A 24059-nucleotide genomic window follows, 5' to 3' on the forward strand; every position below is an offset into this window, starting at 1 on the left:
CGCCTCAAATGCCTCGGCTACCAAGCTCCCATCCAGGCTCTTGCCAATCCCACGGGACCGAACACGTTCGCAGGGACGACATCCGTTGTGGGGAAGCAGCCCGGCTACATCTCCTCCGCCACCACCATATAGTTCACGTCCATGTCGGACGAGATGCTCCATTTGTCGGCGAACGGGCTGTAGACCACGCCGGCTTCTTCGGTGACCGCGAGCTTGTTGTCGGCAAGGTGACGCGCGAGCTCGTCCGGGGTGACGAACTTGTCCCATTGATGCGTGCCGCGCGGCAGCCAGCGCAGCACATATTCGGCGCCGACGATGGCGAGCGCAAAGCTCTTCCAGTTGCGGTTGATGGTGGAGACCACCATCATGCCGCCGGGCTTGAGCATCGCCGCGCATCGCGCCAGGAACGCGCCGACGTCGGTGACATGCTCGACCACTTCCATCGCCAGCACGATGTCGAAGCGTTCGCGGTGATCCATCTGCTCCACCGTGGTGCAGCGGTAGTCGATCGACAGATGCCCCTTGTCGGCATGCAGTTTTGCCGCCGCGATGTTGCTCTCGGACGGGTCGACGCCGATCACCTGCGCGCCCAGCCGCGTCAGCGGCTCGCACAATAGCCCCGCGCCGCAGCCGATATCGAGCAGCCGCAGGCCGGAAAGGCAATTGAGGCTCTTGGCGTTGCGGGAGAATTTCCGGCAGGCGGTGTCGCGGATATAGGTCAGCCGCAGCGGGTTGATCTTGTGCAGCGGCGCCATCTTGCCGTTGGGGTCCCACCACTCGGCCGACAGCTTTGAGAATTTTGCGACCTCGGCCGGATCGACCGTGCTGCCACTGGCGGAAGGATTTCGTTGCATGGCCATGATTGGCGCGCGTCCTATCGCGCGATGATAGCGTTGCGGAACGCGAGCGGCGAGGCGATGGTCTTGATTTCCTTGTCGCCCTCGCCGATCCCGCGCACCATCACGTCGCCATAATCGAGAAGGCGACCAAGGACAGTCTGGGTGACGTCGACGCTCTCGACTTTGTCGACGTTCATTTCAAAGGTCTTCCTGGAGATGAAACCCTCCTTGTGCACCACGCGTAGCGTCGTCACGTCGGTTTCAGTGGTCCAGCGGTGGAACCAGGCGGTGATGGTCTTGTACAGGGCGAAGGCGGCCACGATGGCCGCCAGCGCCCAGCACAGCATCACGGCGGGGCCCTGCGGGATCAGCCCGGAGAGCACAAACAGCGCGACCGCGACGATCCAGCCCCCGATCGCCGGCAGGAAGAAGATCCAGTGCGCGTTGTTGGAATACAGCACCTTTTCTTCGGGCTGCAGGATATCGTCGATGTAACGCCCCATACCAACTGCCTCAGTTACGTGCCTCGAATACCTGACAAGTCACCCCTGCGCCACACCGTTCCGGCGCGGTCCCAGGCGCACAGGAACCGGCTTGCCCCCGGCCGCATGGCTATGTATACGCGCGTTTCAATGCCTGCGCTTCGGTTTTCGGCGCGGTCATCCCGATTTATCCTCCTTCAGGGAATGCACGCAGCGTCATGAGCCGCCTCGTGATGAAATTCGGCGGCACGTCCGTCGCGAACATCGATCGTATCCGTAACGTCGCGCGCCATGTGAAGCGCGAGGTCGACGCCGGCCATGACGTGGCCGTGGTGGTCTCCGCAATGGCCGGCAAGACCAACGAGCTGGTGGCCTGGAGCAGCGAAGCTTCACCCATGCACGATGCACGCGAATATGACGCGGTAGTGGCCTCCGGCGAGCAGGTCACCTCCGGGCTGCTGGCGATCGTGCTCCAGGGCATGGGCATTCAGGCGCGCTCCTGGCAGGGCTGGCAGATCCCGATCAAGACCTCCGACGCGCATGCCTCGGCGCGCATCCTGGAGATCGACGGCAAGGAGATCATCAGCCGCTTCAAGGATCGCAAGGAAGTCGCCGTCATCGCCGGTTTCCAGGGCATCAATGTGCAGACGGGGCGCATCACCACGCTCGGCCGCGGCGGCTCGGACACCTCGGCGGTGGCGGTTGCGGCCGCCATCCACGCCGACCGCTGCGACATCTACACCGACGTGGATGGCGTCTATACGACAGACCCGCGCGTGGTGCCGAAGGCGCGCCGGCTCGACAAGATCGCGTTCGAGGACATGCTGGAACTGGCCTCCCAGGGCGCCAAGGTCTTGCAGGTGCGCTCGGTGGAACTGGGCATGGTGCACAATGTGCGTGTGTTCGTGCGCTCCAGCTTCGACAAACCCGAGGATATCGACCCGCACGGCACGCCGCCGGGCACGCTGATCTGTAGCGAGGAGGAAATCATGGAAAGCCACGTCGTCACCGGCATCGCCTTCTCCAAGGATGAGGCGCAGATTTCCGTGCGCCAGATCGAGGACAAGCCCGGGGTTGCCGCCGCGATCTTCGGCCCGCTGGCGGACGCCAATATCAACGTCGACATGATCGTCCAGAACGTCTCCGAGGACGGCAAGACCACCGATCTCACCTTCACCGTGCCGGCCGCGGACTACAACCGCGCCAAGGAGACCATCACCGCGTCCAAGAGCAAGATCGGCTATGCGCGGCTCGACAGCGCCACCGACGTTGCGAAGGTGTCAGTAATTGGCAGCGGCATGCGCAGCCATGCCGGCGTCGCGGCCCAGGCGTTCTCGGCGCTGGCCGGGCGCAACATCAACATCCGCGCCATCACCACCTCCGAGATCAAATTCTCGGTGCTGATCGACGCCGCCTACACCGAGCTCGCGGTGCGCACCCTGCACACGCTGTACGGTCTGGATCAGGTCTAGCCCGACTCTGCCTCCAACGTCCGGACCTCATCCTGAGGAGCCGCGCATTGCGCGGCGTCTCGAAGGATGGCCGCAGGCGAGGTAGGGGGCCGTCATGGTTCGAGACGCGCGGCGTTGCCGCGCTCCTCACCATGAGGGTCTGACGTCTTGCGCGGTTCTCGGACCTCATCCTGAGGAGCGGCGCAGGCCGCGTCTCGAAGGATGAAGGCCGCTGACCCCGGAAGCGATCTAGAATGATTTTCTGTTAGCTACCGCAGCATTGGGCTGACAGAGACGTTATTACCTCTGGCAGGCGTTTTGCTTGGCAAAACCAGCCTCGATTGGCTATACGGCCCGATAGGTGCTGCCGCAAACTGTGCCACAGTTTTGGCGATCCGATTCGGCCGGTCTTTGGGGCTTGCGGCGGCGTCGATTGAATAAAATTGTTGGTTTGTCCGAGTAACACGCCGGCGCCGGGCCACCCGGCTGGCTGGCTCTTTGGGGGAGGATCGTTTGCAAATGCGGAGCGCGTCGGGAGGTCCCCGCGTCTTGTTGCGACGGCTCCGCGAAACCATGGCGGAGCAGGTCTCTGCACAGGAGCGCCTCGACAAGATCGTGGTGCTGATCGCCGCCAATATGGTGGCCGAGGTCTGCTCGACCTATGTGCTGCGCGTCGACAACACGCTCGAACTCTACGCCACCGAGGGTCTCAACCGCGACGCTGTCCACCGGACGGTGCTGAGTGCGCATGAGGGCCTGGTCGGCCTCGTCGCGAGCGAAGCAACCCCGCTGAACCTTTCGGACGCGCAAAGCCACCCGGCCTACTCCTACCGCCCGGAGACCGGCGAAGAGATCTACCACTCCTTCCTCGGCGTCCCGATCCTGCGCGCCGGCAACACGCTCGGCGTGCTGGTGGTGCAGAACCGCGCCAAGCGCAACTATGTCGAGGAAGAGGTCGAGGCGCTCCAGACCACCGCCATGGTGCTGGCGGAGATGATCGCCTCCGGCGAATTGTCCGCGCTGGCGCAGCCCGGCGCCGAGCCGGCGGCGCGGCGTTCCCTGCACCAGACCGGCGCGGTCCTGTCCGACGGCATCGCGCTTGGGCACGTGGTGCTGCACGAGCCGCGCGTCGTGATCAAGGATTACATCGCCGAAGACCTGCCGAAGGAAATCAAGCGGCTCGATGCGGCGCTGGCGAAACTGCGTGCCGATCTCGACCGCATGCTGGAGCGCGGCGATTTGGGCGAAGGCGGCGAGCACCGCGAGGTGCTGGAAGCCTACCGCATGTTCGCCAATGACCAGGGCTGGTCGCACAAGCTGCATGAAGCCGTCAGCACCGGCCTGACGGCGGAAGCCGCCGTCGAGCGCGTGCAGTCCGATACCCGCGCGCGCATGCTGCGTTCCACCGATCCCTATTTGCGCGATCGCCTGCACGATCTGGAAGACCTCGGCCACCGCCTGATGCGGCAACTGGTCGGGCGCGACCACGCCCCGACCCGCGAGCAACTGCCCGACAACGCCATCCTGATCGCGCGCGCGATGGGACCGGCGGCGCTGCTCGATTACGACCGCAAGCGGCTGCGCGGCCTCGTGCTGGAAGAGGGCACCGCCAATTCGCACGTCTCGATCGTGGCGCGCGCGCTCGGCATTCCCGCGGTCGGCGAGGTGCCGAACGCGCCCGGCATCGCCGATCCCGGCGATGCCATCATCGTCGACGGCACCTCCGGCTCGATCTATGTACGGCCATCGAGCGAGATTGAATCCGCCTATGCCGAGCGCGTCCGTTTTCGCGCGCGCCGGCAGGCGCAATATTCGGCGCTGCGCGACCTGCCTTGCAAAACCAGGGACGGCCAGCCGGTCGAGCTCTTGATCAACGCCGGCCTTGCCATCGACCTGCCGCATATCGACGACACCGGCTCGGCCGGCATCGGCCTGTTCCGCACCGAGCTGCAATTCATGGTCTCACCGAGCCTGCCACGCTCGAGCGACCAGCTCGCGCTCTACCGTACGGTGCTGGATGCCGCCGGCTCCAAGCCGGTGACGTTCCGCACCCTCGACATTGGCGGCGACAAGGCGCTGCCCTACATGGAAACCGTGGTCGAGGAAAACCCCGCGCTCGGCTGGCGCGCGATCCGGCTTGGGCTGGACCGCCCGGGCCTCTTGCGCGGGCAGATCCGCGCACTGCTGCGCGCCGGTGGCGGCCGCTCGCTGAAGATCATGTTCCCGATGATCTCGGAGGTCTCCGAATTCGACGCCGCCAAGGCCATCGTCGAGCGCGAGCTGACTTATCTGCGCCAGCACGGCCATTCGCTGCCCGAGCGCATCGACATCGGCACCATGGTGGAGGTGCCTGCGCTGCTCTACCAGATGGACGAACTGTTGAAGAAGGTCGATTTCGTCTCGGTCGGCTCGAACGATCTGTTCCAGTTCATGTTCGCGGTCGACCGCGGCAACGCAAAGGTGTCGGAGCGGTTCGACACCATGTCGGCGCCGATCATGCGCGCGCTGCGCGAGATCGTGCAGAAGGCGCAAGCGGCCAAAAAGGGCGTCTCACTGTGCGGCGAGATGGCCTCGAAACCGCTCGGCGCGCTGGCGCTGATCGCGCTCGGCTACCGTTCGCTGTCGCTGTCGGCAACCGCGCACGGCCCGGTCAAGGCGCTGATTCTCGATCTCGACGCGAAAAAGGCCGAGGCCGCCATCATGCCGCTGCTGGATGCGCCCGCCGGCAGCGTGTCGATCCGGCAGAAGCTGACCGAATTCGCGGAAGCCGAGGGCTTGGCGTTGTAGCGGGCCTTTGTCCCGCGCAACCCACCTTTCGTTTCTTCCGCCGATGAGATCGCTCCATGTTACCCGAAGCCAAACTCGATATCCTGCTCGCACACCATGCCTCGCTCGAGAACGAGCTGCTTGGCCAGGTGAATTCCGAACGCTATGTGCAGATCACGCGCGAGCTCGCCGAGCTCAATCCGCTGATCGACGCGGTCAAGGCCTATCGCGCCGCGCAGGCTGAACTCACCGGCGCCGAGCAGCTCATCGCCGATCCCGCAACCGATGCGGAAATGCGCGCCATGGCGGAAGCCGAGCGCGACGATTTGCAGGCCAAGCGCGCCGAGCTCGAGCAAAAGATCCGCATCGCGCTGCTGCCGAAGGATGCGATGGACGACCGCAACGTCATGCTGGAAATCCGCGCCGGCACCGGCGGCGACGAGGCCTCGCTGTTCGCCGGCCACCTGTTCCGGATGTACGAGCGGTTCGCCAGCCTCCAGGGCTGGAAGGTCGAGGTGATCTCGGCCAGCGAAGGCACGGTCGGCGGCTTCAAGGAAATCATCGCCGAAGTTCAGGGCCGCGGCGCTTTTGCAAAGCTGAAATTCGAATCCGGCGTGCACCGCGTGCAGCGCGTGCCCGACACCGAGACCCAAGGGCGTATCCATACCTCGGCGGCGACGGTCGCGGTGCTGCCCGAGGTCGAGGATGTCGATGTCGACATCAAGAACGAGGATCTGAAGATCGAGACCATGCGCGCGCAGGGCGCGGGCGGCCAGCACGTCAACAAGACGGAATCGGCGATCCGCATCACCCACATCCCGACCGGCATCGTCGTGATGATGCAGGACAGCCGCTCGCAGCACAAGAACCGGGCGTCCGCCATGAACATCCTGCGTTCGCGCATCTACGACGCCGAGCGTCAGCGCCAGGACGCCGCACGCTCGGCCGACCGCAAGGAAAAGGTCGGCTCCGGCGACCGCTCTGAGCGCATCCGCACCTACAACTTTCCGCAGGGGCGCGTCACCGACCACCGCATCAACCTGACGCTCTACAAGCTGCCGCAGGTGATCTCGGGCGAAGCGCTCGGCGAACTGATCGACGCGCTGACCACCGAGCACCAGGCCGCGCTGCTCGCCGCACAGGGCGCGGCGGCGTAAGTTTTTCCCGTCGTCCCTGCGAAAGCAGGGACCCCAGCGTGAGCGCATTTGCGCTCATCGCGGCGCCGCGGCCTACCGGTAAGAGGCAGTCGGAGTTGATACCGAGCGTAACAACACAATCCTGTGGTTATGGGTCCCTGCTTTCGCAGGGACGACATCATTATTGTTGCAGCATATGAGTGCTCCTCCGGCAGGCCAATCCATCGACGTCGCGCGCCGCGCGCTCGCGGCGCGCTTCAAATCATCAGGGATCGATTCCGCTGAACTCGACGCTCGCCTCCTGATCGGCGCGGCGCTAAACCTCGACCTCACCGGCATGATCACCGAAGCGGCACGCACGCTGACATCGGAGGAAGCAATCCGCCTCGAAGCATTCGCAAGCCGCCGCCTCGCAGGCGAGCCGGTCGCGCGCATTCTCGGAATGAAAGAATTTTGGGGGCTGCCGTTAAATCTCTCGCCCGCGACGCTGGTGCCGCGGCCCGACACTGAAACGGTGGTCGAACTGGCACTGGAAATGCTGCGCGCCGGCGGCGCGAGCGATCGCCCGCTCCGCATCGCCGATCTCGGTACCGGCACCGGCGCGATCCTGCTGGCGCTGTTGTCCGAATTATCAGGCGCCAGCGGCATCGGCACCGACATCAACGCTGAGGCGCTGCGAACCGCCGCGCACAACGCCGCACGCCTCGGCCTTTCCGGTCGCGCCACTTTCATCCAGTGCGATTACGCCTCGGCGCTGTCGGGCCCGTTCGATCTGATCGTCTCCAACCCGCCCTATATTCGCTCTGCCGACATCGCGGATCTTGCGTCCGAAGTCCGCGACCACGACCCGCATCTCGCGCTCGATGGCGGAACCGACGGGCTCGATGCCTACCGCGCCCTGATCGCGCAAGGAGCGTGTCTTCTGGGCCCTGGCGCCGCTCTGGTTGTGGAGGCCGGGCAGGGCCAGGCGGGCGAGATTGAAGCTTTGATGACGGCCGCCGGGCTAACGCTGGCCGGCCCGCCCAGGGCCGATCTGGCGGGTATCGCCCGGGCCGTCGGAGCCCGCAAAACGCCCCGATAATGTCCGATTGGAACGCAAAAAAACCCCTTGGAATATTCGTCCGGAGAGACTACGTTCCGCCCAAGAAATCGGTGCAGGGGTTGCTGGACCCGCTGACGGAAGCGGGTAGGGCCCAGAAATGGTGAGCCCACCGATTGAACGGTTCCAAAACGCTGGTCTATTCGAGCGCAATCGTTTTGCCGCTCTCGACCGCAACGTGAACGAAAGCCTGAATTGCGCTTGAAGAGTTACGTAACAGAAGCCTTACGCAGCGGATGTCTTGCGCAAGAGAGTACGGCTTGTTTCGGCACGGTGAAATGATTTGATCCGCTGGCGGCGAGCGCTGGCGGTTGGGGAACGCGTCTTTTGTCGAACGCGATGGTCGGCAACTTCGGAATGGATTCGGATGACATCGTGACCCGGTGTGCATGAGCGCGCCGCGTCCGTGCGAGGCCGTACAGGGTGGTCCAAGAGTAACGATCCAAGAGTAACAATTCAGGGCTGGAATAAAGGCAAGACATGAGAAACGGTCAGAACAACAAGCGGATGCGCAACCGCAACAACAATAATAACAACAACAATAACAACCGGCGCGGCCAGAACCCGATGACGCGGGTCTATGAATCGAACGGGCCGGACATCAAGATTCGCGGTACCGCCTCCCACGTCGCCGAGAAATATGTCCAGCTTGCACGCGACGCGCGCTCCTCCGGCGATCCGGTCGCCGCCGAAAACTATTATCAGCACGCCGAGCATTATTTCCGCCTGATCGCCGCGGCCCAGGAGCAATTCCGACAGAACCAGCCGCAGCCGCGCAGCGATGGTCCTGTCGAGATCTCGACCAGCGAGGATGGCGAGGACGATGCGGACAATTTTTCGCATTTCGGCCAGGAGCCGGGCTTCGTGCCGCAACCGCAGCAGCAGCCCTACATGCGCGACAATCAGCGCGACCAGCCGCAGCCCTATCAGCGCGATCAGCAGCAGCCGCGCGAACACCGCGAGCATCGGGGGGATCGTGATCGCGACCGCGACCACCGTCCGCAGCCGCAATATCAGCCGCAGCAACCGCAGCCGCAGCCGGCGATAGCGGACAACGGCGGCGTCGATCGCCTGCCGTCGTTCATCACCGGACCGCAGCCGCAGATCAATGGCGGTCCCAGTGGCTTTGAAGGCGGTGGCGGCGAGCGCTATCCGCGCCGGCGCCGCCGTCCGCACGGCCCGCGTCCCGATAACGCGGCCGCAGCGCCCGCCGCACAGGGCGAGGATTTCAATCCCGGCAACGAATAAGCGAACTCAAGGCACAAAAGAAAACGTCCCGGCTCACCACCGGGACGTTTTTATTTTCGTCATTGCGAGCGAAGCGAAGCAATCCAGCTTTGCCGCACGAAGAAAGCTGGATTGCTTCGTCGCTTGCGCTCCTCGCAATGACGGCAGGTGCCAGACCTCATCCTGAGGAGCACGCGTCAGCGTGCGTCTCGAAGGATGAAGGCTCCCGTCGCGTCCCGCTTACTTTTTCTTCGCATCCGCCGGAGCCGGCTGCTTGGCCGCGTCCGGTTTTGCTGCTGCATCGGGCTTGGCCGCCGCATCCGCGGGCTTGTCCAGCCGCTCGACCTTGGCGGTCTCGCGCAGCTTGGCGACGTAATCGGCCTGCGCCTTGCGGGTCACGTAGGTCTCGATCTGGCCCTTGACCTGATCGAAGCCCGGCGCCTGGCGATTGCGCTTTTCCTCGACCTTGATGATGTGCCAGCCGAATTGCGATTTCACCGGATCGGAAATCTTGCCCGGCTCGAGCGCGAAGGCGACCGCGGAAAATTCCGGCACCATCTGCTCCTTGGTGAAGAAGCCGAGATCGCCGCCGTCGGCTGCTCCCGGATCCTTTGATTTCTTCTTGGCGAGCTCGGCGAAATCGGCGCCCTTCTCGAGCTCGGCCTTCACCGCCTTGGCCTCGTCCTCGGTCTCGACCAGGATGTGCCGGGCGCGCACTTCCTGCTCGCCGGTGATCTGCTTGGCGGCCTCCTCATAGACCTTCTTCATGGCGTCGTCAGTGGTCGCCGCCTTGCCCTCGGTGGCGAGCAGATTGTCCATCAACAGGCGGCTGCGGGTGAAGGCGAGGCGCTTCTTGAAGTCATCGGTGTTCTCGATCTTCTTGTCTTCGGCCGCCTTGGAGACGATCTTGAGGTCGATCAGGAACGACAGCACATTGTCCTTGCGGCTCGCCGGGTCCATCTGCTGTAGACTCGGCGCCAGTTCCTCCTCGGCCAGCGCGACGTCGCTCTGGCGGATCTCCGACCCGTTAACCTTGGCGAGCACCGGATCGTCGACGGCGCGCGCCGGCAAGCCGGCCAGCAGGACCAGGGCGAGGCATCCGGTCGCAGCCGTGGCAAGGCCGAAACGCAGGCCGGTTTTCGTTTCCGGGAACGGGAAGGTCATGCAAAATCCTTATCGAGACGGGAGGTTGTCGGGCGGCGGGACACTCGCCCAATCATGGGGGCTTGGCAACGCGAAAAGTCTGTCAAAATCATGAATTCCCGGTCATGGGCGCTACGTTGACAACCCCCGGGCCCGGCCATATCTCTGGCCCATCGTGTCAATGGCGATAGCGTTTATTTTGCTGGCGTTTTTGGCCGTTGAACCTTGGATTGCCTAATTCCCACTCAATTGGCGGATGACCCACTCCGGGCCTGGCACCGCGATGCGTCACGGTGAGTTGATGGCAATCCGGGCACGATCTGGAAGAGGGGAAACCGGTTTTCCGAATGGTCGTGCTCAAACAAGGATAAAAGAGCATGTTGCGGCTGGCTCCAATCGCAACATGATCTGACAAAATAGCGGCTGCAACGCAGGACCGCAGGAACAGGAATTTCGCATGCTCGGCGCGCTCGCCCGCAAGTTTTTCGGCTCTTCGAACGACCGTCGCGTCAAGGGCTATCAGTCCCGCGTCGACGCCATCAATGCGCTGGAGCCGGAAGTCGCCGCACTCTCGGACGAGGCGCTGAAGGCCCGCACGGAGGAATTCAAGAAGCAGCTCGCCGAGGGCAAGACGCTCGACGACATCTTGGTGCCCGCCTTCGCCACCGTCCGCGAGGCGGCCAAGCGCACGCTCGGCCAGCGCCATTTCGACGTCCAGCTCATCGGCGGCATGGTGCTGCACGAAGGCGACATCGCCGAGATGAAGACCGGCGAAGGCAAGACGCTGGTGGCGACCCTCGCCGTCTATCTGAACGCGCTTGCCGGGCGCGGCGTCCATGTCGTCACCGTCAACGACTACCTCGCTCGCCGCGACGCCGGCTGGATGGGCCAGATCTATTCCTTCCTCGGTCTGACCACCGGCGTGATCGTGCACGGCCTCGACGATGCCGAGCGCAAGGCGGCCTATGGCTGCGACATCACCTACGGCACCAACAACGAATACGGCTTCGACTATCTGCGCGACAACATGAAGTATCGCCTGGAGGACATGGTCCAGCGCGGGCACTACTTCGCCATCGTCGACGAAGTCGACTCGATCCTGATCGACGAGGCGCGCACGCCGCTGATCATCTCCGGCCCGCTCGACGACCGTTCCGAGTTCTACAACACCATCGACACCTTCATGCCGAACCTTCAGAAGGTCACGGACTTCGAGGTCGACGAGAAGCAGCGCACGGTGACGCTGACCGAAGCCGGCATGGAGAAGATCGAGGTGCTGCTGCGCGACGCCGGCCAGCTCAAGGGCGATTCGCTCTACGACGTCGAGAACGTCTCCGTCGTGCACCACATCAACCAGGCGCTGCGCGCGCACTCGCTGTTCACCCGCGACAAGGACTACATCGTCCGCGACGGCGAGGTCGTGATCATCGACGAGTTCACCGGCCGCATGATGCCGGGCCGCCGCTATTCCGAAGGCCTGCACCAGGCGCTGGAGGCCAAGGAGCACGTCCAGGTCCAGCCGGAGAACCAGACGCTCGCCTCCATCACCTTCCAGAACTATTTCCGGATGTACGAAAAACTCGCGGGCATGACCGGCACGGCCGCGACCGAAGCCGACGAATTGTTCGACATCTACCAGCTCGAGGTCGTGGAGATCCCGACCAACCTGCCGGTGGCCCGCCTCGACGAGGACGACGAGGTCTACCGCACCCAGACCGAGAAATATGCCGCGATCCTCGCCGAGATCGAACGCGCCAACAAACGGTTTCAGCCGGTGCTGGTCGGCACCGCCTCGATCGAAAAATCCGAGGTGCTGGCCGAATACCTCAAGAAGCACGGCTACAAGCAGATCGATTTCGGCAACGAAAGCGCGATGGAGAAATTGTACGCCGCCGCGCGCGCCGGAAAACCCTCAAAACTGTTTGCGGTGCTGAATGCGCGCTTCCACGAGCAGGAAGCCTATATCGTGGCGGAAGCGGGCGTGCCCGGCGCGATCACCATCGCGACCAACATGGCCGGCCGCGGCACCGACATCAAGCTCGGCGGCTCGCTCGACATGCGCATCCAGCAGGAGACGGCCGGGATCACCGACGAGGCCGAGAAGGCGAAGAAGATCGAGCAGATCAAGGCCGACATCGAGCGCTTCCGCGAGATCGTGCTGAAGGCGGAAGAGGATTTCGAGATCGAGCCCGCCAAGGGCTCGAAGGCCGCCAAGACCGAGCGGAAGCCCGGCGGCCTCTACATCATCGGCTCCGAGCGGCATGAATCCCGCCGCATCGACAACCAGCTCCGCGGCCGTTCCGGCCGTCAGGGCGACCCCGGCCGCTCAAAGTTCTTCCTGTCGCTGGAAGACGATCTGATGCGGATTTTCGGCTCCGACCGGCTCGATTCCATGTTGCAGCGGCTCGGCCTGAAAGAGGGCGAAGCCATCATCCATCCCTGGATCAACAAGGCGCTGGAAAAGGCGCAGCAGAAGGTCGAGGCCCGCAACTTCGACATCCGCAAGAACCTGCTCAAGTTCGACAACGTCCAGAACGACCAGCGCAAGGTGATCTTCGACCAGCGCGTCGACCTGATGAAGGACGAGAGCGTTCAGGAAACCGTCGCCGACATGCGCCACGCCTTCGTCGACGACGTCGTGACCAAGCACGTGCCGGAGCATGCCTATGCCGAGCAGTGGGACGTCGCCGGCCTGAAGGAAGAGCTCAACCGCGTGCTCGGCATCGACCTGCCGGTCGACGAATGGGCCAAGGAAGAAGGCATCGCCGACGAGGAGTTGCTGGCGCGGATCGAAAAGGCCGTCGATGAGCACATGGCCGCCAAGGTGGCGCAATGGGGCCCCGACGTGATGCGCTACGTCGAGAAGACCATTCTGCTACAGACGCTCGACCATCTCTGGCGCGAGCATCTGGTCATGCTCGACCATCTGCGCCAGGTCATCGGTCTGCGCGGCTACGGCCAGCGCGATCCCTTGCAGGAATACAAGTCGGAAGCCTTCAACCTGTTCGAGACCATGATCGCGCATTTGCGCGAAGCGGTCACCGCGCAGTTGATGCGGGTCGAGATCGTGCCGCCGGAGCAGCCGCCCGAGCCGCTGCCGATGATGGAGGCGCACAAGTTCGATCCGAACACCGGCGAGGACGAATTGGCCTTTGCCAATGTTTCGCTGGCGCCCGCCGACACCAACGGCGCCGCGCGCGACCCGAACAACCCGGCGAGCTGGGGCAAGGTCGGCCGGAACGAGGATTGCCCCTGCGGTAGTGGCAAGAAGTACAAGCACTGCCACGGGAAGTACGCTTAGGCGTTGCTGCGCGGCGCGTGATCTTGCTCTGACGTCATCATCCGCCAACGGGTCGCGCGAATGCGCGCCCGATGACAGGCTCCGGCGGATGATCCAGTACGCCGCAGCGTCTCGGTTATCCCTCGAATTTACGGAATACTGGATGCCCCGCTGGAGCCTGTCATCGGGCGCGCCGAAGGCGAGACCCGGTGGCGGGGCATGACGCGTCGGCCGTCCGCTACCTCTTGACCGAAGCACCACCTGGACGTCATCTGTCGCGCGCATGAGGGTCCTGCGTCAGACGAGCCAATGAGTCGCAAGAGTTGCGACAGGGAACCCATCTTCCCACGCTATCAACTTCGGCGCGAACATACTATGTAGCGGTCGGTGGAGCCGCGCGATGACCAAAGACAAGAGCGAGTTGCTGAGGTCGCTTGCGATTGATCGCAGCCCGGAGAAGGTGAGCCGATCGGGCCGCCGCTGGGGGCTGATCTCGGGAATCGTCGCCGGCTGTGCCGTGGCCGCGTTTGCCGGGTTTGGCGTTGCCGAATTTCGCAAGCAAGAAGCTCCCAGGGAGCCTGCACCGCAGACAGCCGCACAACCGCAGACGCCGCCTCCACAGGCCGCGCAAACCAGTAAAGAGGGTGGCAGTCTCGCGGCCTCGGGATACGTCGTTGCGCGCCGCAAGGCGACGGTAGCGGCCGAGATCACCGGCAAGGTGGTCGAGATATTCATCGACGAGGGCATGACGGTGACGGAGGGGCAGGTCGTCGCGCGGCTCGACAGCGTGCTTGCCGAAAAGGACTATGAACTGGCGCGCTCGCGCGTCGAGACGGCCGATGCTGCGGTGGCCGCCATATCAGCCGATCTTGATGACGCGACCCGGATCATGTCGCGTGTGCAAACACTCTCGCAGAAGAATTTTGCGACGGAGGCCGATCTGACCAAGGCGCAAGCCCGCGTTGGTGTGCTCAGTGCACAATTGCGCCAGGCGCGCTCGCAACTGGAGACCGCCAAGATCGACGCCAAGCGCAGCGGTTCGATGCTCGACAAGCACCAGATCCGGGCGCCGTTTGGCGGCGTCGTCATCGACCGCAGCGCGCAGCCCGGCGAGATGATTTCGCCGATGTCGGTCGGCGGCTTCACGCGCACCGGCATCTGCACCATCGTCGACATGGATTCGATTGAAATCGAGGTCGACGTCAACGAAGCCTTCATCGGCCGGGTCGTCCCCGGCGGCGCCGTGAATGCGATGCTCGATGCCTATCCGGACTGGACCATTCCCGCCTCGGTGATCGCCATCGTTCCGACCGCGAACCGGGAGAAAGCCACCGTGAAGGTGCGTATCCGTTTCGACAAGAAGGACCCGCGCATCCTGCCGGACATGGCGGTAAAGGTGAATTTCCTGCGCGAGGCCAGGGCAAATGGGGCCACCGAGGCCGCCGCAAACTAGCTTCCAGCCAGAATCCCCGGAGGAAACAAGCGTGACAGCCGAACATCCGATGGTTCGCCTTACCGGCGTGAGCAAGCGTTTCACCAAGGGAAAGGAAACGATCTCGATCTTTGACCATCTCGATCTTGCAATTCCTCGTGGCGATTTCGTCGCAGTCATGGGGCCGTCCGGTTCGGGCAAGACGACGCTGCTCAACCTGCTCGGGGGCATCGATCACGTCGACGCGGGCGAGATCGCGGTCGCGGACCATCGCATCGACGGCCTCTCCGAGGGCGAACTTGCGGCCTGGCGCGCCGCCAATATCGGCTTCATCTTCCAGTTCTACAATCTGATGCCGATGCTGACCGCGGCGCAGAACGTGGAATTGCCGCTGCTGCTCACCAGGCTGGGCCGCAAGGAGCGCGCGGCGCGCGTTCACACCGCGCTTTCCGTGGTTGGTCTCGCCGACCGCGTCAAGCACCGCCCGCGCGAAATGTCGGGCGGCCAGCAGCAGCGGGTTGCGATTGCGCGCGCCATCGTCTCGGACCCCAACCTGCTCTTGTGCGACGAGCCGACCGGCGACCTCGACCGTCAATCAGCCGACGAGATTCTTTCGATCCTGCAACTGCTCAATGGCGAGCTCGGCAAAACCATCGTGATGGTTACGCATGACCCGGCGGCAGCCAGTTACGCCAAACGCGTTCTGCACCTCGACAAGGGCAGTTTCGTCGAACGGGAGCTTGCCGCGTGAACGACTTCGATCTGGTGCGGAAAAACCTGTTCCGCCGCAAGCTCCGCGCGATCCTGATGATCGTGTCGATCCTGATCGCTTTCATGATCTTCGGCGTGCTCGCCGGATTTTATCGCGCCTTCACCTTGGGGGAGGATCGCGCCGCCGCTGACAGGATGATCACCGTCAACAAGATCAATTTCACCCAACCGCTGCCGATCGCCTACTACAACCGCGTGCGTGCGGTGGAGGGGGTGCGGCAGGTGACCTTCGCCAACTGGTTCGGCGGCTACTATCAGGACCCGAAGAACATCGTCATGGCGCTCGCGATCGAGCCGAACAGCTATTTCGACGTCTATCGCAGCGAATTCGATGTTCCGCCCGAGCAGCTTCAGGCCTTCACCCGCGATCGCGGCAGCGCACTGGTCGGTGAAAAGCTGGCGCAAAAATGGGGCTGGAAGATCGGCGATCGCATTCCCGTTCAGAGCAACATCTTCAGCCAGAAGAGCGGCGGCCACACCTGGGACCTCTCCATCGCCGGCATCGTCAAGGGCAAAGTCGAGCACGTCGACACCAACTTCCTCTTGTTCCAGTATGCCTATTTCGATGAGACCCGCAGTTTCGGCAAGGACACCATCGGCTGGATGATCCTGCAAACGACTTCGCCCGACAACAACGATCGTGTGGCGAAAGCGATCGACGCGATGTTCGCCAATTCCACCGCCGAGACCTCGACCGACACCGAAAAGGCGTTCGGCAAGGCGTTCATAGCGCAGTTCGGCAATATCGCGCTGATCGTGTTCCTGGTGGTGGGTGCCGCCTTCGTCACCATTCTGATGATCGTCGGTAATACCATGGCGTTGTCGATCCGCGAGCGCACCCGCGAGATCGGTGTGCTGAAAACGCTCGGATTTTCAGGCCCGCGCATCCTGGCTATGGTGCTTGGCGAGTCCGTGCTGCTGGCGCTACTCGGCGGCGTACCGGGACTTGCGATTGCAGCTCTGATCGCCATGGCCCTGCGCGCGAGCCTCACCAACGTCGCGCCGGCTTTTGCGGTATCGCCATCCATAATGCTGCAAGGGTTGGCGCTGATGATCGCGCTTGGACTGATCACCGGGATCATTCCGGCGCTCAACGCCATGCGGCTCAAGATCGCAACCGCGCTCGGACGGGGATAGCAATGCGTTCGCTCTGGCTTCAGGTGGCGGCCGTCACCTCCATCAATCTCAGGAGCATCGCGCAGCGGCGCTGGCTGTCGCTCTCGACGGTGATTGCGATCGCGCTGGTGGTGATCGTGCTGCTGGCGTTTCTGGCGATGGCCAACGGATTCCAGCGCACCATCGCGGGGTCCGGGGCTGACGACATCGCCATCGTGCTCCGCGCCGGCTCGCAGGCCGAAATCAACAGCACGGTGAGTCGCGATCAGGTGCGGCTGGTCGAGGACGGGCCGGGCATCGCCCGCGGCGGCGACGGCAAGCCGCTGATCTCTCCCGAACTCTATCTCGTGGTCGACGGCATCAAGCGCTCCACCGGCACCAAGGCCAACCTGCCGCTGCGCGGGATCGGCGAGCAGGGCGCCGCGTTGCGCAAGGACATCACCATCATCGCGGGCCGCATGTTCAACCGCGGCAGCAACGAGGTCGTGGTCGGCAAGGCCTTGCAGCGGGAGTTCTCAGGGTTCGACGTCGGCAGCATTGTATCGTTCGGCGCGACGCGCTGGACGGTGGTCGGCGTATTCGAGGCCGGCGGCAGCGTGTTCGAGTCGGAGATCTGGGCCGATCTGAACGTGGTGCAGAGCCTGTTCAACCGCAACAACATCGTTCAGACCGTGCGCGCGCGCCTCACCGGTCCGGCGGCACTGAATGAGCTCAAGAGCTATAGCGACAACGATCCGCGGCTGAAGCTCGACGTCAAATCCGAAGCGGGGTATTTCGCCGAACAGGCGTCGCAAACCTCCGATCTCATCCAGAAGCTCGGCTGGCCGCTCGCAATCGCAATGGCGCTCGGTGCGCTCGCCGGCGCGCTCAACACGATGTATTCGTCGGTGGCAGCACGCGCGACCGAGATTGCGACATTGCGGGCCATCGGCTTTGGCGGCTTTCCCGCGTTCGTCGGCACGCTGGCCGAGTCATTGTTGCTCGCCGCCATTGGCGGCCTGCTCGGGGCGGCCGCCACCTGGCTGATCTTCGATGGCGTCTCGGCCTCGACCCTGGGCGGCAACTTCACGCAGGTGGTGTTTGACTTCAGGCTGAGCCCCCGGCTCATCGCCGAAGGCGTTGCGCTCGCGCTGATCGTCGGGCTGATCGGTGGGTTGTTTCCGGCGCTGCGTGCCGCGCGGATGCCGATCGTGGCGGGGCTGTATCCGAACTGAGCTTGGCATACTCCGCGAAGCCCGCTTGGCGGGACAAACGGGTCTGAATCTTCGGTGTAGTTCGGCGGATGGGCGATGAACTACTTCATCGCGCCAAAGCGGCTTTCGAACGAGTTCGACTGCACGATCGGCGCGGAGCCGGCGACCTGGGCGGCTGGCGCCGGAGCGGGCGCGGCGGCGGGAGTATCAGTGACCGAAGGTTTCAGCGCCGGCTTTGCGGCAGCAGCGGCCTGCTTCGTCTCGGTCTGTTTCGGCGCCGCCGCGGTGGCGCGGGCGATCGAGGGCCCCACGGGCTTGCTCTCGGCCTTCGGCTTCGCCGGTGCGGGCGAAGCGCTCGCGGTCGTATCGGAGCCGCCGATGCCGACCTTGCGGGCGAGGCTGGAGAACCATCCTTCCGACTTCTCCTCGCGCGCCGGCGTTGCGGCGGCAACGCGCGTCGCCGGCGCCGAGGTCGAACTCGACACCGCCACGACCGGCTCTTCCTCCGGCGTCAGCCTCGGCATTTTCGGCGGATTGACATGCGAGGGAATCGTGCCCGGCGCCTTCGACAGCGCCAGCAGCGACAGGCCCTGGCCGTCGCCGCCTTCGGACAGGCCGGTGCTGCCGTCCTGCACCTTGGCGGCGAACACCTTGTTCATGCCGCCGTCGATGCCCTGGTTGAGCTTCGCCATCGGCGTGCCGCGCGCAATCAACTTCGCGGTCTCGGCCGCTTCCCGATCCTGCTTCGCGCGCACCGCGTCTGCGATGTCGTCGGGGATCGCGTAGGGCGGGCACTTGGCCGACGCATTGAAGACGGGATCGCGGGTGGCGTTGGGGCTGCGGATCGGATCGAACACGTAGCGCTTCTCGCAGAACTCGACCTTTGGCTCCTGCTTCGTCACCTCGAAATGATCATAGCCTTCCTTGATCATCTTCCAGAACGGCATGTTCGGGTTGTTGCGATGTTTCGCCATGTTGACCGGCGTCATCTTGAACGGGAACGCCTGTAGCTGGAACGAGCGCTGGCCGCCGAAGAAGGATTCGCGACCCAGCGAATAGATCTCCGCGATCTGCTCGTCCGTCATCGCGTAGCAGCCGCGCGAGGAACAGTCGCCATGCACCATCAGCTGCGAGCCGGTGCGGCCCAGCGCCTGGTCGAACGCGTTCGGATAGCCGGTGTTGAACGACAGATAGAACTGCGATTGCGGGTTCATCTGCGCCGGCGTGATCGAGTAGAAACCTTCCGGCGCCTGGCGGTCGCCTTCCTTCACTTTCGGACCGAGGTCGCCCGACCAGCGGCAGATCGGATAGGTCTTCAATAGCGCGAACTGGCCGGAGCGGTTCTGCTTCCACACCTCGAGCTCGGCCTCGGTCTTGAAGATGCGGACCAGGATCGGCGAGTTCAGGTCCATGTCCTTTTCGACCATGGCCTGGATCAGTTTCGGCGGGACCGGCTGGTTGGCCTTGGCGTTGTTGGCAAGGGAAATGTCGTCGGTGTTGCAGCCGGCCAGCAGCGCAGCCCCGGCCGTAAGCACGGCCGCGGTCAGAAGCGCGCGTAGCGGCGAGCGAGAAATCAGCAGCCTTGAGCGAGAAATCAAAGATAGAGCTCCACACCCACCGGGACGAATGAGGCAACCCCAACCATGCCGCATTGCCCTGAAGCCATTGACTAAAACATTACCAATCGGGCTTCTGCGTCGCAACCTGAACGGAGCCGCCCGGGCCGTTCCAAATCAACCATGGTCAACATCAGCTTAAATATCGGCCTCGGGGCCTAATTGCGGCCAAATCCGGGTCAGGGGAACAATTTTGGCCGCGAATAGCGGGGAATTCCCGGCTTTTCAGCCCAGTTTCCGGCCGATATCGAGGAATTTCTGCCGGCGCTGCTTGCGGACCGCATCGGCATCGAGGCCCTGTAGTTCGGCAAACGCCTGCGCGATGGCCTCGCCGGTGGTGGCGATCATGGCGGCGGCATCGCGGTGGGCGCCGCCCGGCGGCTCATGCAGGATGCGGTCGATCACGCCGAATCGCAGCATGTCCTGTGCGGTGATCTTCATGCTGTTGGCGGCTTCCTGCGCCTTGGTGCCGTCGCGCCAGAGGATCGAGGAGGCGGCTTCCGGCGAGATCACGCTGTAGATCGCGTGCTCGAACATCAAGACGCGGTTGGCGGTCGTGATCGCGATCGCGCCGCCCGACATGCCCTCGCCCGTGACGATCGCGACATTTGGAACACCGAGAGAGAGACACGCATCGGTCGAGCGGGCGATCGCCTCGGCCTGCCCGCGCTCCTCTGCGCCGATACCGGGATAGGCGCCGGCGGAATCCACGATCGACAGCACGGGAATGCCGAAGCGGTCGGCCATCTCCATCAGCCGAACGGCCTTGCGATAGCCCTCCGGCCGCGCCATGCCGAAATTGTGCTTGATGCGGGAATCGGTGCTGTCGCCCTTTTCCTGGCCCATCACGCAGATCGGCTCGCCCTGGAAGCGGCCGAACCCGCCCATCAGCGCTTCGTCCTCGCCGAACTTGCGGTCGCCGGCAAACGGCGTGAAGTCGGTGATCAGGCCTTTGATGAAATCGGTGAAATGCGGCCGCTGCGGATGGCGCGCGACCAGCGTCTTCTGCCACGGCGTCAGGTTGGCATAGAGCTCCGCCAGCGCCTGCGCCGATTTCTCCTCGATCTTGGCGACCTCGTCGCCGATGTCGCTGCCGGAAGCCGCGAGCGTGCGCAACTCGTTGATCTTGGCCTCGAGTTCGGCGACGGCCTTTTCGAATTCGAGGTAGATGATCATCGGGTCCGGCATCAAGGCAATATAGGGAGGTCTGCGCTCTCCCGCGAAGCGGATCTGGCCGCATCGGAGAAAGCACTATTCTTCAATGATTTAGCGCGTGGTTCGATCCGCTTCTGCGGACCGTCCGAACCCGCAACCGGTAAGGCGTAGTCGAGGCGAGGTCGAGACTTGCGCTGTTTCGGGGCAGACGGGCGCGAAGTCAAGCCGCCCCTTTCACGAAGAATGGCGCGCGCCCTGCTTCATGGTCCGCCGCGCCAGCGCCAGCGCCATCAGCACGAAGGCCGAGGTGACCTCCGGCCCGCCGACCAGAATGCGGGTCGGGGTCTTCATCTTGTTCCATTCATAGGCCTTGTACGGCCCGTGCCGCCCGCCCTCGCCGAGATTTGTGACGATGCAGGCCAGTGCCGGCGTGAAGGTCGCGGCATCGGCGCCGAGATGGGCGAGCGCCATCAAAGCGAGGGCCGCATCGAACGGGTTCATCTCGTGCGCCATCAGTTCGGTTTGCACATAGGCCAGCACATGGCCGCGGATGATGTCGAAAACCCCGTCCGGATCGATCACGGCTTGCGCTGATAGCGGCAGCGCCAGGAAGGCGGCATAGCAGCGGCCGAAATAGGCGCAGTAAAGCTCCGGCAGGTAATAGATGTGCGAGCGGGGATGGGCGAACGCGCCGCTCTCCACCAGCTTCTTCTGGAACGCGATGATGCGGTGGACGGTGGCGAGCCGCGACGGCGTCTCCAAAATCTTCCAGCGAGACAGGTTGCGGAACGAGACTTCCAGGATATCGAGATTGAGCGTCGGATCGAGGTCGTTGCCGAACGGGCGCTCGCCGGCAAGGCTGTCGATCCAGGTGACGACGCCGCCCTCGTAATCGACGTTATCGTTGAGCGGCACGGTGACGCGAGGTTCGTTGGCGCCTTCGCGTACCTGAAGGCCGCTATAAAAGTCGAGCAGCGGCTGGTCCAGCATCGGATCGCTGGAACCGGCCTGCGTCGCCGCCGAGAACGAGCACGCGGTGGTGTCGCAGTCCGGCACATAGACGCCAAAGCCGAGGTCCTGCTTGATCTGTTGGAAGAAGCGCGAAAAGCGCGGATGCGGCAGCGGCGCCAGCGCGGTGACGACGTTCACCGTGGAACCGTTCAGCGAGGCCACCTCCTCGCGGCTGATGCGCAGGCAAAAATCCACCATGTCGTCGATCGCCCGCCGCGAGGCGCTGCTCTCTTCAGCGGACGCCAGCCCGGTCTCGATGAACGACAGCAGCGCCTCCGTGAAGAACGCATCGTAATAGGCCGAGCGATGCCGGATCTGCATCGGCTGCCACATCGGCTCGGCAATGCCTTTCCATGGCGGGTTGATCAGCGCGCGCGCCGGCGAATGCGCGATGAAGATGCGGGCGAGCGAGAACAGCAGCGTCGAGTTCTTGTAGCCGCGCGAATTCAGCCCGGTCAGCGCCATCAGCATTTCCCGCCCGCCCATATCGGGGTCGCCGAGCAGGTTGAACGCCGCATAGGTCGGGATGAAACCGTTCCTGGAATACGACCGCAGCAGGTGCCTGGCGCAGGTCCGGATCGCGTTCTCGATCTCCGCCATGCCGGGAGCGCGGGCGGGGGCGGTCGCCGCCGGCGGCTGCGGATGGCGCACGCCGATACCCTCCATCAGCTCGGCCACCGGCGCCCCCACCGCCGTCCAGTCCGGATCATTGTCGTCGCGCGCATGCACCAGCGCCGCGCGCAACGCGGCCAGCCGCGTCTCGTCGCGCAGCGCCGGTAGTCCCGTCCGCCGCAGCAGCGGGCGCAGCGCCGGGTTGCCGAGCGCGGTCCGATAGAACTGGCCGAGATGCTGGTCGCCGCCGGAATATTTCAGCAGCAGCGGGTCGCAGACGTCATAGAGCGACGGCCCGTCCTTGTGGGCGGTGAGCGCACGAAACGCCGCGCCGGCAAAATAGTGAAACCCCATGCAGGCTCTTTTCTCGCGCCGGCGCTCTGCCCCAAACTCAAGTCTTTGAAAAATTGCACGATTAAATGCCAAATACCAGATGTGACCCCTGTCACGGAAAAGGCCCGCCGTTTACCTTCTTATGGCAAGCAGGACGGCCGAAGGGGTCAATAAAATTCATCTATCGGAACAATGGCTTAAGCCGGAACGATTGCATCGCCTTGCGGTTAGCCACCGGGCGGGTTAAGGGTTGCTTGGGTGCGCTGCCGCAAATTGAGCGCAATTGAACGGCACCACCCCGGCCAATCCCTCAAACCTAAGCCTTGATGGCGCGACTAAACGTTCGTTCGCGCGCGCCTTTGATGACGACAGGAATGAACCGATGAATGTTAGGCAGCTTGGCATCTCCCGTCGCTCCATCGCGCTGGTCGCCGGCCTTCTGGGCGCGGTGTCGCTGGCGATCGGCGCCCATGCCGCGCTGAACAAGCGCGCGCTGGATGCGGCCAAGGCGATCGGCACCGAGCAGACCGCCGATCTCGGCAAGCCCGCCCGCGTCGCGCTCGTCATCGGCAACGGCAATTATCCCGATGCCGCCGCGCCCCTGGCGCAGCCGATCAACGACGCCCGCGCGCTGACCGGTACGCTCCGTCGCAATGGTTTCGACGTCGAGGTGGTGGAAGACGCCAGCAAGGACGACATGGAACGCGCGATCGCGCGGCTGAAGGGCAAGATCAACAAGGACGCCGTGGTGATGCTGTTCTTCGGTGGCTACGCTGTGGAGGCGGGTCGCGAGAATTTCATGGTTCCGGTCGACGCTCGCATCTGGAAGGAAAAGGACGTCAAGCGCGAAGGCATCTCGGTCGAATCCGTGCTGGAGGAGATCAAGGAGAGCGGCGCCCGCGCCAAGCTGGTCGTGATCGACGCCTCCCGCCGCAACCCCTATGAGCGCCGTTTCCGCTCCTATTCCCACGGTCTCGCCCCGATCGCCGCGCCCGACAACGCCCTGATCCTGACCTCGGCGACGCCCGGCAAGGTGGTCGACGATTCCAAGGGCCAGAACAGCGTGCTGGTCTCCGAGCTCCTGAACAATTTCAGCGCCAAGACCGGCCTCGAGAGCGTCTTCAACAAGACCCGCATCTCGATCACCCGCGCCTCCGACGGCGAGCAGGTCCCGACGGTGAGTTCGACGCTGGTAGAAGAAGTCAGCCTCGGCGGCTGAGCTCCGCGCCTCGTCATGCCCGGGCTTGACCCGGGCATCCATCCTCTTCGCAGGAATCCCTTTTTGTTGATGATGGCCGGGTCAAGCCCGGCCATGACGAGATCGTTTGCAGCTGGTTATTGCTTGCTTGCGACGCTCTCTCTCCTTCTCCCCTTGTGGGAGAAGGTGGCGCGAAGCG

17 protein-coding genes are annotated in these 24059 nt (G+C 63.9%); 11 read left to right on the forward strand and 6 right to left on the reverse strand.

Going from position 1 to position 24059, the window contains the following annotated elements; translation table 11 throughout:
* Window positions 1–104: 104 nt before the first annotated feature.
* Together ubiG and JQ628_RS20335 are read right to left on the reverse strand one after the other, a co-directional pair.
* Window positions 105–860 (reverse strand): bifunctional 2-polyprenyl-6-hydroxyphenol methylase/3-demethylubiquinol 3-O-methyltransferase UbiG, encoded by a 756-nt coding sequence (ubiG, locus tag JQ628_RS20330; RefSeq protein ID WP_212224843.1) that lies wholly within the window; start codon window positions 858–860, stop codon window positions 105–107.
* 14 nt (window positions 861–874) lie between these two features.
* Entirely contained in the window at window positions 875–1342 is a 468-nt protein-coding gene (locus JQ628_RS20335) for a PH domain-containing protein (RefSeq protein WP_212224844.1), read from the reverse strand.
* Between the two features lie 197 nt (window positions 1343–1539).
* Between JQ628_RS20335 and JQ628_RS20340 the strand changes: the two genes are divergently transcribed.
* From JQ628_RS20340 to JQ628_RS20360, 5 genes are all read left to right on the forward strand, one after another.
* Entirely contained in the window at window positions 1540–2793 is a 1254-nt protein-coding gene (locus JQ628_RS20340) for an aspartate kinase (protein ID WP_212224845.1), read from the forward strand.
* A gap of 498 nt (window positions 2794–3291) precedes the next feature.
* Window positions 3292–5559, forward strand: a complete 2268-nt coding sequence (ptsP, locus tag JQ628_RS20345) for a phosphoenolpyruvate--protein phosphotransferase (protein WP_212224846.1) — start codon at window positions 3292–3294, stop codon at window positions 5557–5559.
* Between the two features lie 56 nt (window positions 5560–5615).
* Entirely contained in the window at window positions 5616–6695 is a 1080-nt protein-coding gene (prfA, locus tag JQ628_RS20350) for a peptide chain release factor 1 (RefSeq protein WP_212224848.1), read from the forward strand.
* Window positions 6696–6870: 175 nt separating this feature from the next.
* Entirely contained in the window at window positions 6871–7755 is an 885-nt protein-coding gene (prmC, locus tag JQ628_RS20355; protein WP_212224850.1) for a peptide chain release factor N(5)-glutamine methyltransferase, read from the forward strand.
* A 498-nt stretch (window positions 7756–8253) separates the two neighbouring features.
* Entirely contained in the window at window positions 8254–9021 is a 768-nt protein-coding gene (locus tag JQ628_RS20360; protein ID WP_212224852.1) for a DUF4167 domain-containing protein, read from the forward strand.
* Between the two features lie 219 nt (window positions 9022–9240).
* On the opposite strand, the gene JQ628_RS20365 is transcribed toward JQ628_RS20360, so the two are convergent.
* On the reverse strand, window positions 9241–10164 hold the full coding sequence (locus tag JQ628_RS20365) for a peptidylprolyl isomerase (protein WP_212224854.1): 924 nt from the start codon (window positions 10162–10164) through the stop codon (window positions 9241–9243).
* 436 nt (window positions 10165–10600) lie between these two features.
* On the opposite strand from JQ628_RS20365, the gene secA reads away from it, so the two are divergent.
* From secA to JQ628_RS20390, 5 genes are all read left to right on the forward strand, one after another.
* On the forward strand, window positions 10601–13444 hold the full coding sequence (gene secA, locus JQ628_RS20370) for a preprotein translocase subunit SecA (RefSeq protein WP_212224856.1): 2844 nt from the start codon (window positions 10601–10603) through the stop codon (window positions 13442–13444).
* A 379-nt stretch (window positions 13445–13823) separates the two neighbouring features.
* Window positions 13824–14876, forward strand: a complete 1053-nt coding sequence (locus tag JQ628_RS20375; RefSeq protein ID WP_212224857.1) for an efflux RND transporter periplasmic adaptor subunit — start codon at window positions 13824–13826, stop codon at window positions 14874–14876.
* A 49-nt stretch (window positions 14877–14925) separates the two neighbouring features.
* Complete coding sequence (locus JQ628_RS20380; RefSeq protein ID WP_249128196.1) at window positions 14926–15606, forward strand: ABC transporter ATP-binding protein; 681 nt, start codon at window positions 14926–14928, stop codon at window positions 15604–15606.
* On the forward strand, window positions 15603–16763 hold the full coding sequence (locus JQ628_RS20385; RefSeq protein WP_212224859.1) for an ABC transporter permease: 1161 nt from the start codon (window positions 15603–15605) through the stop codon (window positions 16761–16763). Before JQ628_RS20380 ends, JQ628_RS20385 begins: the two co-directional genes overlap by 4 nt.
* A gap of 2 nt (window positions 16764–16765) precedes the next feature.
* The gene (locus JQ628_RS20390; RefSeq protein ID WP_212224860.1) at window positions 16766–17956 is read left to right on the forward strand and encodes an ABC transporter permease; all 1191 of its coding nucleotides are present in this window, start codon (window positions 16766–16768) and stop codon (window positions 17954–17956) included.
* An 80-nt stretch (window positions 17957–18036) separates the two neighbouring features.
* Here JQ628_RS20390 and JQ628_RS20395 read toward each other — a convergent pair whose 3' ends face one another.
* The 3 genes from JQ628_RS20395 to JQ628_RS20405 form a co-directional block, all read right to left on the reverse strand.
* A complete protein-coding gene (locus JQ628_RS20395) occupies window positions 18037–19512 on the reverse strand; it encodes a L,D-transpeptidase family protein (RefSeq protein WP_212225094.1) in 1476 nt (491 codons plus the stop codon).
* Between the two features lie 264 nt (window positions 19513–19776).
* On the reverse strand, window positions 19777–20739 hold the full coding sequence (locus tag JQ628_RS20400; RefSeq protein WP_212224861.1) for an acetyl-CoA carboxylase carboxyltransferase subunit alpha: 963 nt from the start codon (window positions 20737–20739) through the stop codon (window positions 19777–19779).
* Window positions 20740–20940: 201 nt separating this feature from the next.
* Window positions 20941–22683 carry a hypothetical protein gene (locus JQ628_RS20405; RefSeq protein WP_212224862.1) on the reverse strand — a complete coding sequence of 581 codons (1743 nt, stop codon included), beginning with the start codon at window positions 22681–22683 and terminating at the stop codon, window positions 20941–20943.
* A 361-nt stretch (window positions 22684–23044) separates the two neighbouring features.
* Between JQ628_RS20405 and JQ628_RS20410 the strand changes: the two genes are divergently transcribed.
* Complete coding sequence (locus tag JQ628_RS20410) at window positions 23045–23881, forward strand: caspase family protein (RefSeq protein ID WP_212224864.1); 837 nt, start codon at window positions 23045–23047, stop codon at window positions 23879–23881.
* Window positions 23882–24059 lie beyond the last annotated feature (178 nt).

It is taken from the genome of Bradyrhizobium lablabi (genome assembly GCF_018129385.1).
GTDB lineage: Bacteria > Pseudomonadota > Alphaproteobacteria > Rhizobiales > Xanthobacteraceae > Bradyrhizobium > Bradyrhizobium lablabi_C.

Excerpts from the sequence above, each read along its gene's own strand:
- JQ628_RS20360 (WP_212224852.1), top strand. The coding sequence starts at position 8,254 with ATGAGAAACGGTCAGAACAACAAGCGGATGCGCAACCGCAACAACAAT.
- prfA (WP_212224848.1), top strand. The coding sequence starts at position 5,616 with ATGTTACCCGAAGCCAAACTCGATATCCTGCTCGCACACCATGCCTCG.
- JQ628_RS20340 (WP_212224845.1), top strand. The coding sequence starts at position 1,540 with ATGAGCCGCCTCGTGATGAAATTCGGCGGCACGTCCGTCGCGAACATC.
- JQ628_RS20390 (WP_212224860.1), top strand. The coding sequence starts at position 16,766 with ATGCGTTCGCTCTGGCTTCAGGTGGCGGCCGTCACCTCCATCAATCTC.
- JQ628_RS20380 (WP_249128196.1), top strand. The coding sequence starts at position 14,926 with ATGGTTCGCCTTACCGGCGTGAGCAAGCGTTTCACCAAGGGAAAGGAA.
- JQ628_RS20365 (WP_212224854.1), bottom strand. The coding sequence starts at position 10,164 with ATGACCTTCCCGTTCCCGGAAACGAAAACCGGCCTGCGTTTCGGCCTT.
- JQ628_RS20410 (WP_212224864.1), top strand. The coding sequence starts at position 23,045 with ATGAATGTTAGGCAGCTTGGCATCTCCCGTCGCTCCATCGCGCTGGTC.
- JQ628_RS20405 (WP_212224862.1), bottom strand. The coding sequence starts at position 22,683 with ATGGGGTTTCACTATTTTGCCGGCGCGGCGTTTCGTGCGCTCACCGCC.
- JQ628_RS20335 (WP_212224844.1), bottom strand. The coding sequence starts at position 1,342 with ATGGGGCGTTACATCGACGATATCCTGCAGCCCGAAGAAAAGGTGCTG.
- secA (WP_212224856.1), top strand. The coding sequence starts at position 10,601 with ATGCTCGGCGCGCTCGCCCGCAAGTTTTTCGGCTCTTCGAACGACCGT.
- prmC (WP_212224850.1), top strand. The coding sequence starts at position 6,871 with ATGAGTGCTCCTCCGGCAGGCCAATCCATCGACGTCGCGCGCCGCGCG.
- JQ628_RS20400 (WP_212224861.1), bottom strand. The coding sequence starts at position 20,739 with ATGCCGGACCCGATGATCATCTACCTCGAATTCGAAAAGGCCGTCGCC.
- JQ628_RS20375 (WP_212224857.1), top strand. The coding sequence starts at position 13,824 with ATGACCAAAGACAAGAGCGAGTTGCTGAGGTCGCTTGCGATTGATCGC.
- ubiG (WP_212224843.1), bottom strand. The coding sequence starts at position 860 with ATGGCCATGCAACGAAATCCTTCCGCCAGTGGCAGCACGGTCGATCCG.
- ptsP (WP_212224846.1), top strand. The coding sequence starts at position 3,292 with ATGCGGAGCGCGTCGGGAGGTCCCCGCGTCTTGTTGCGACGGCTCCGC.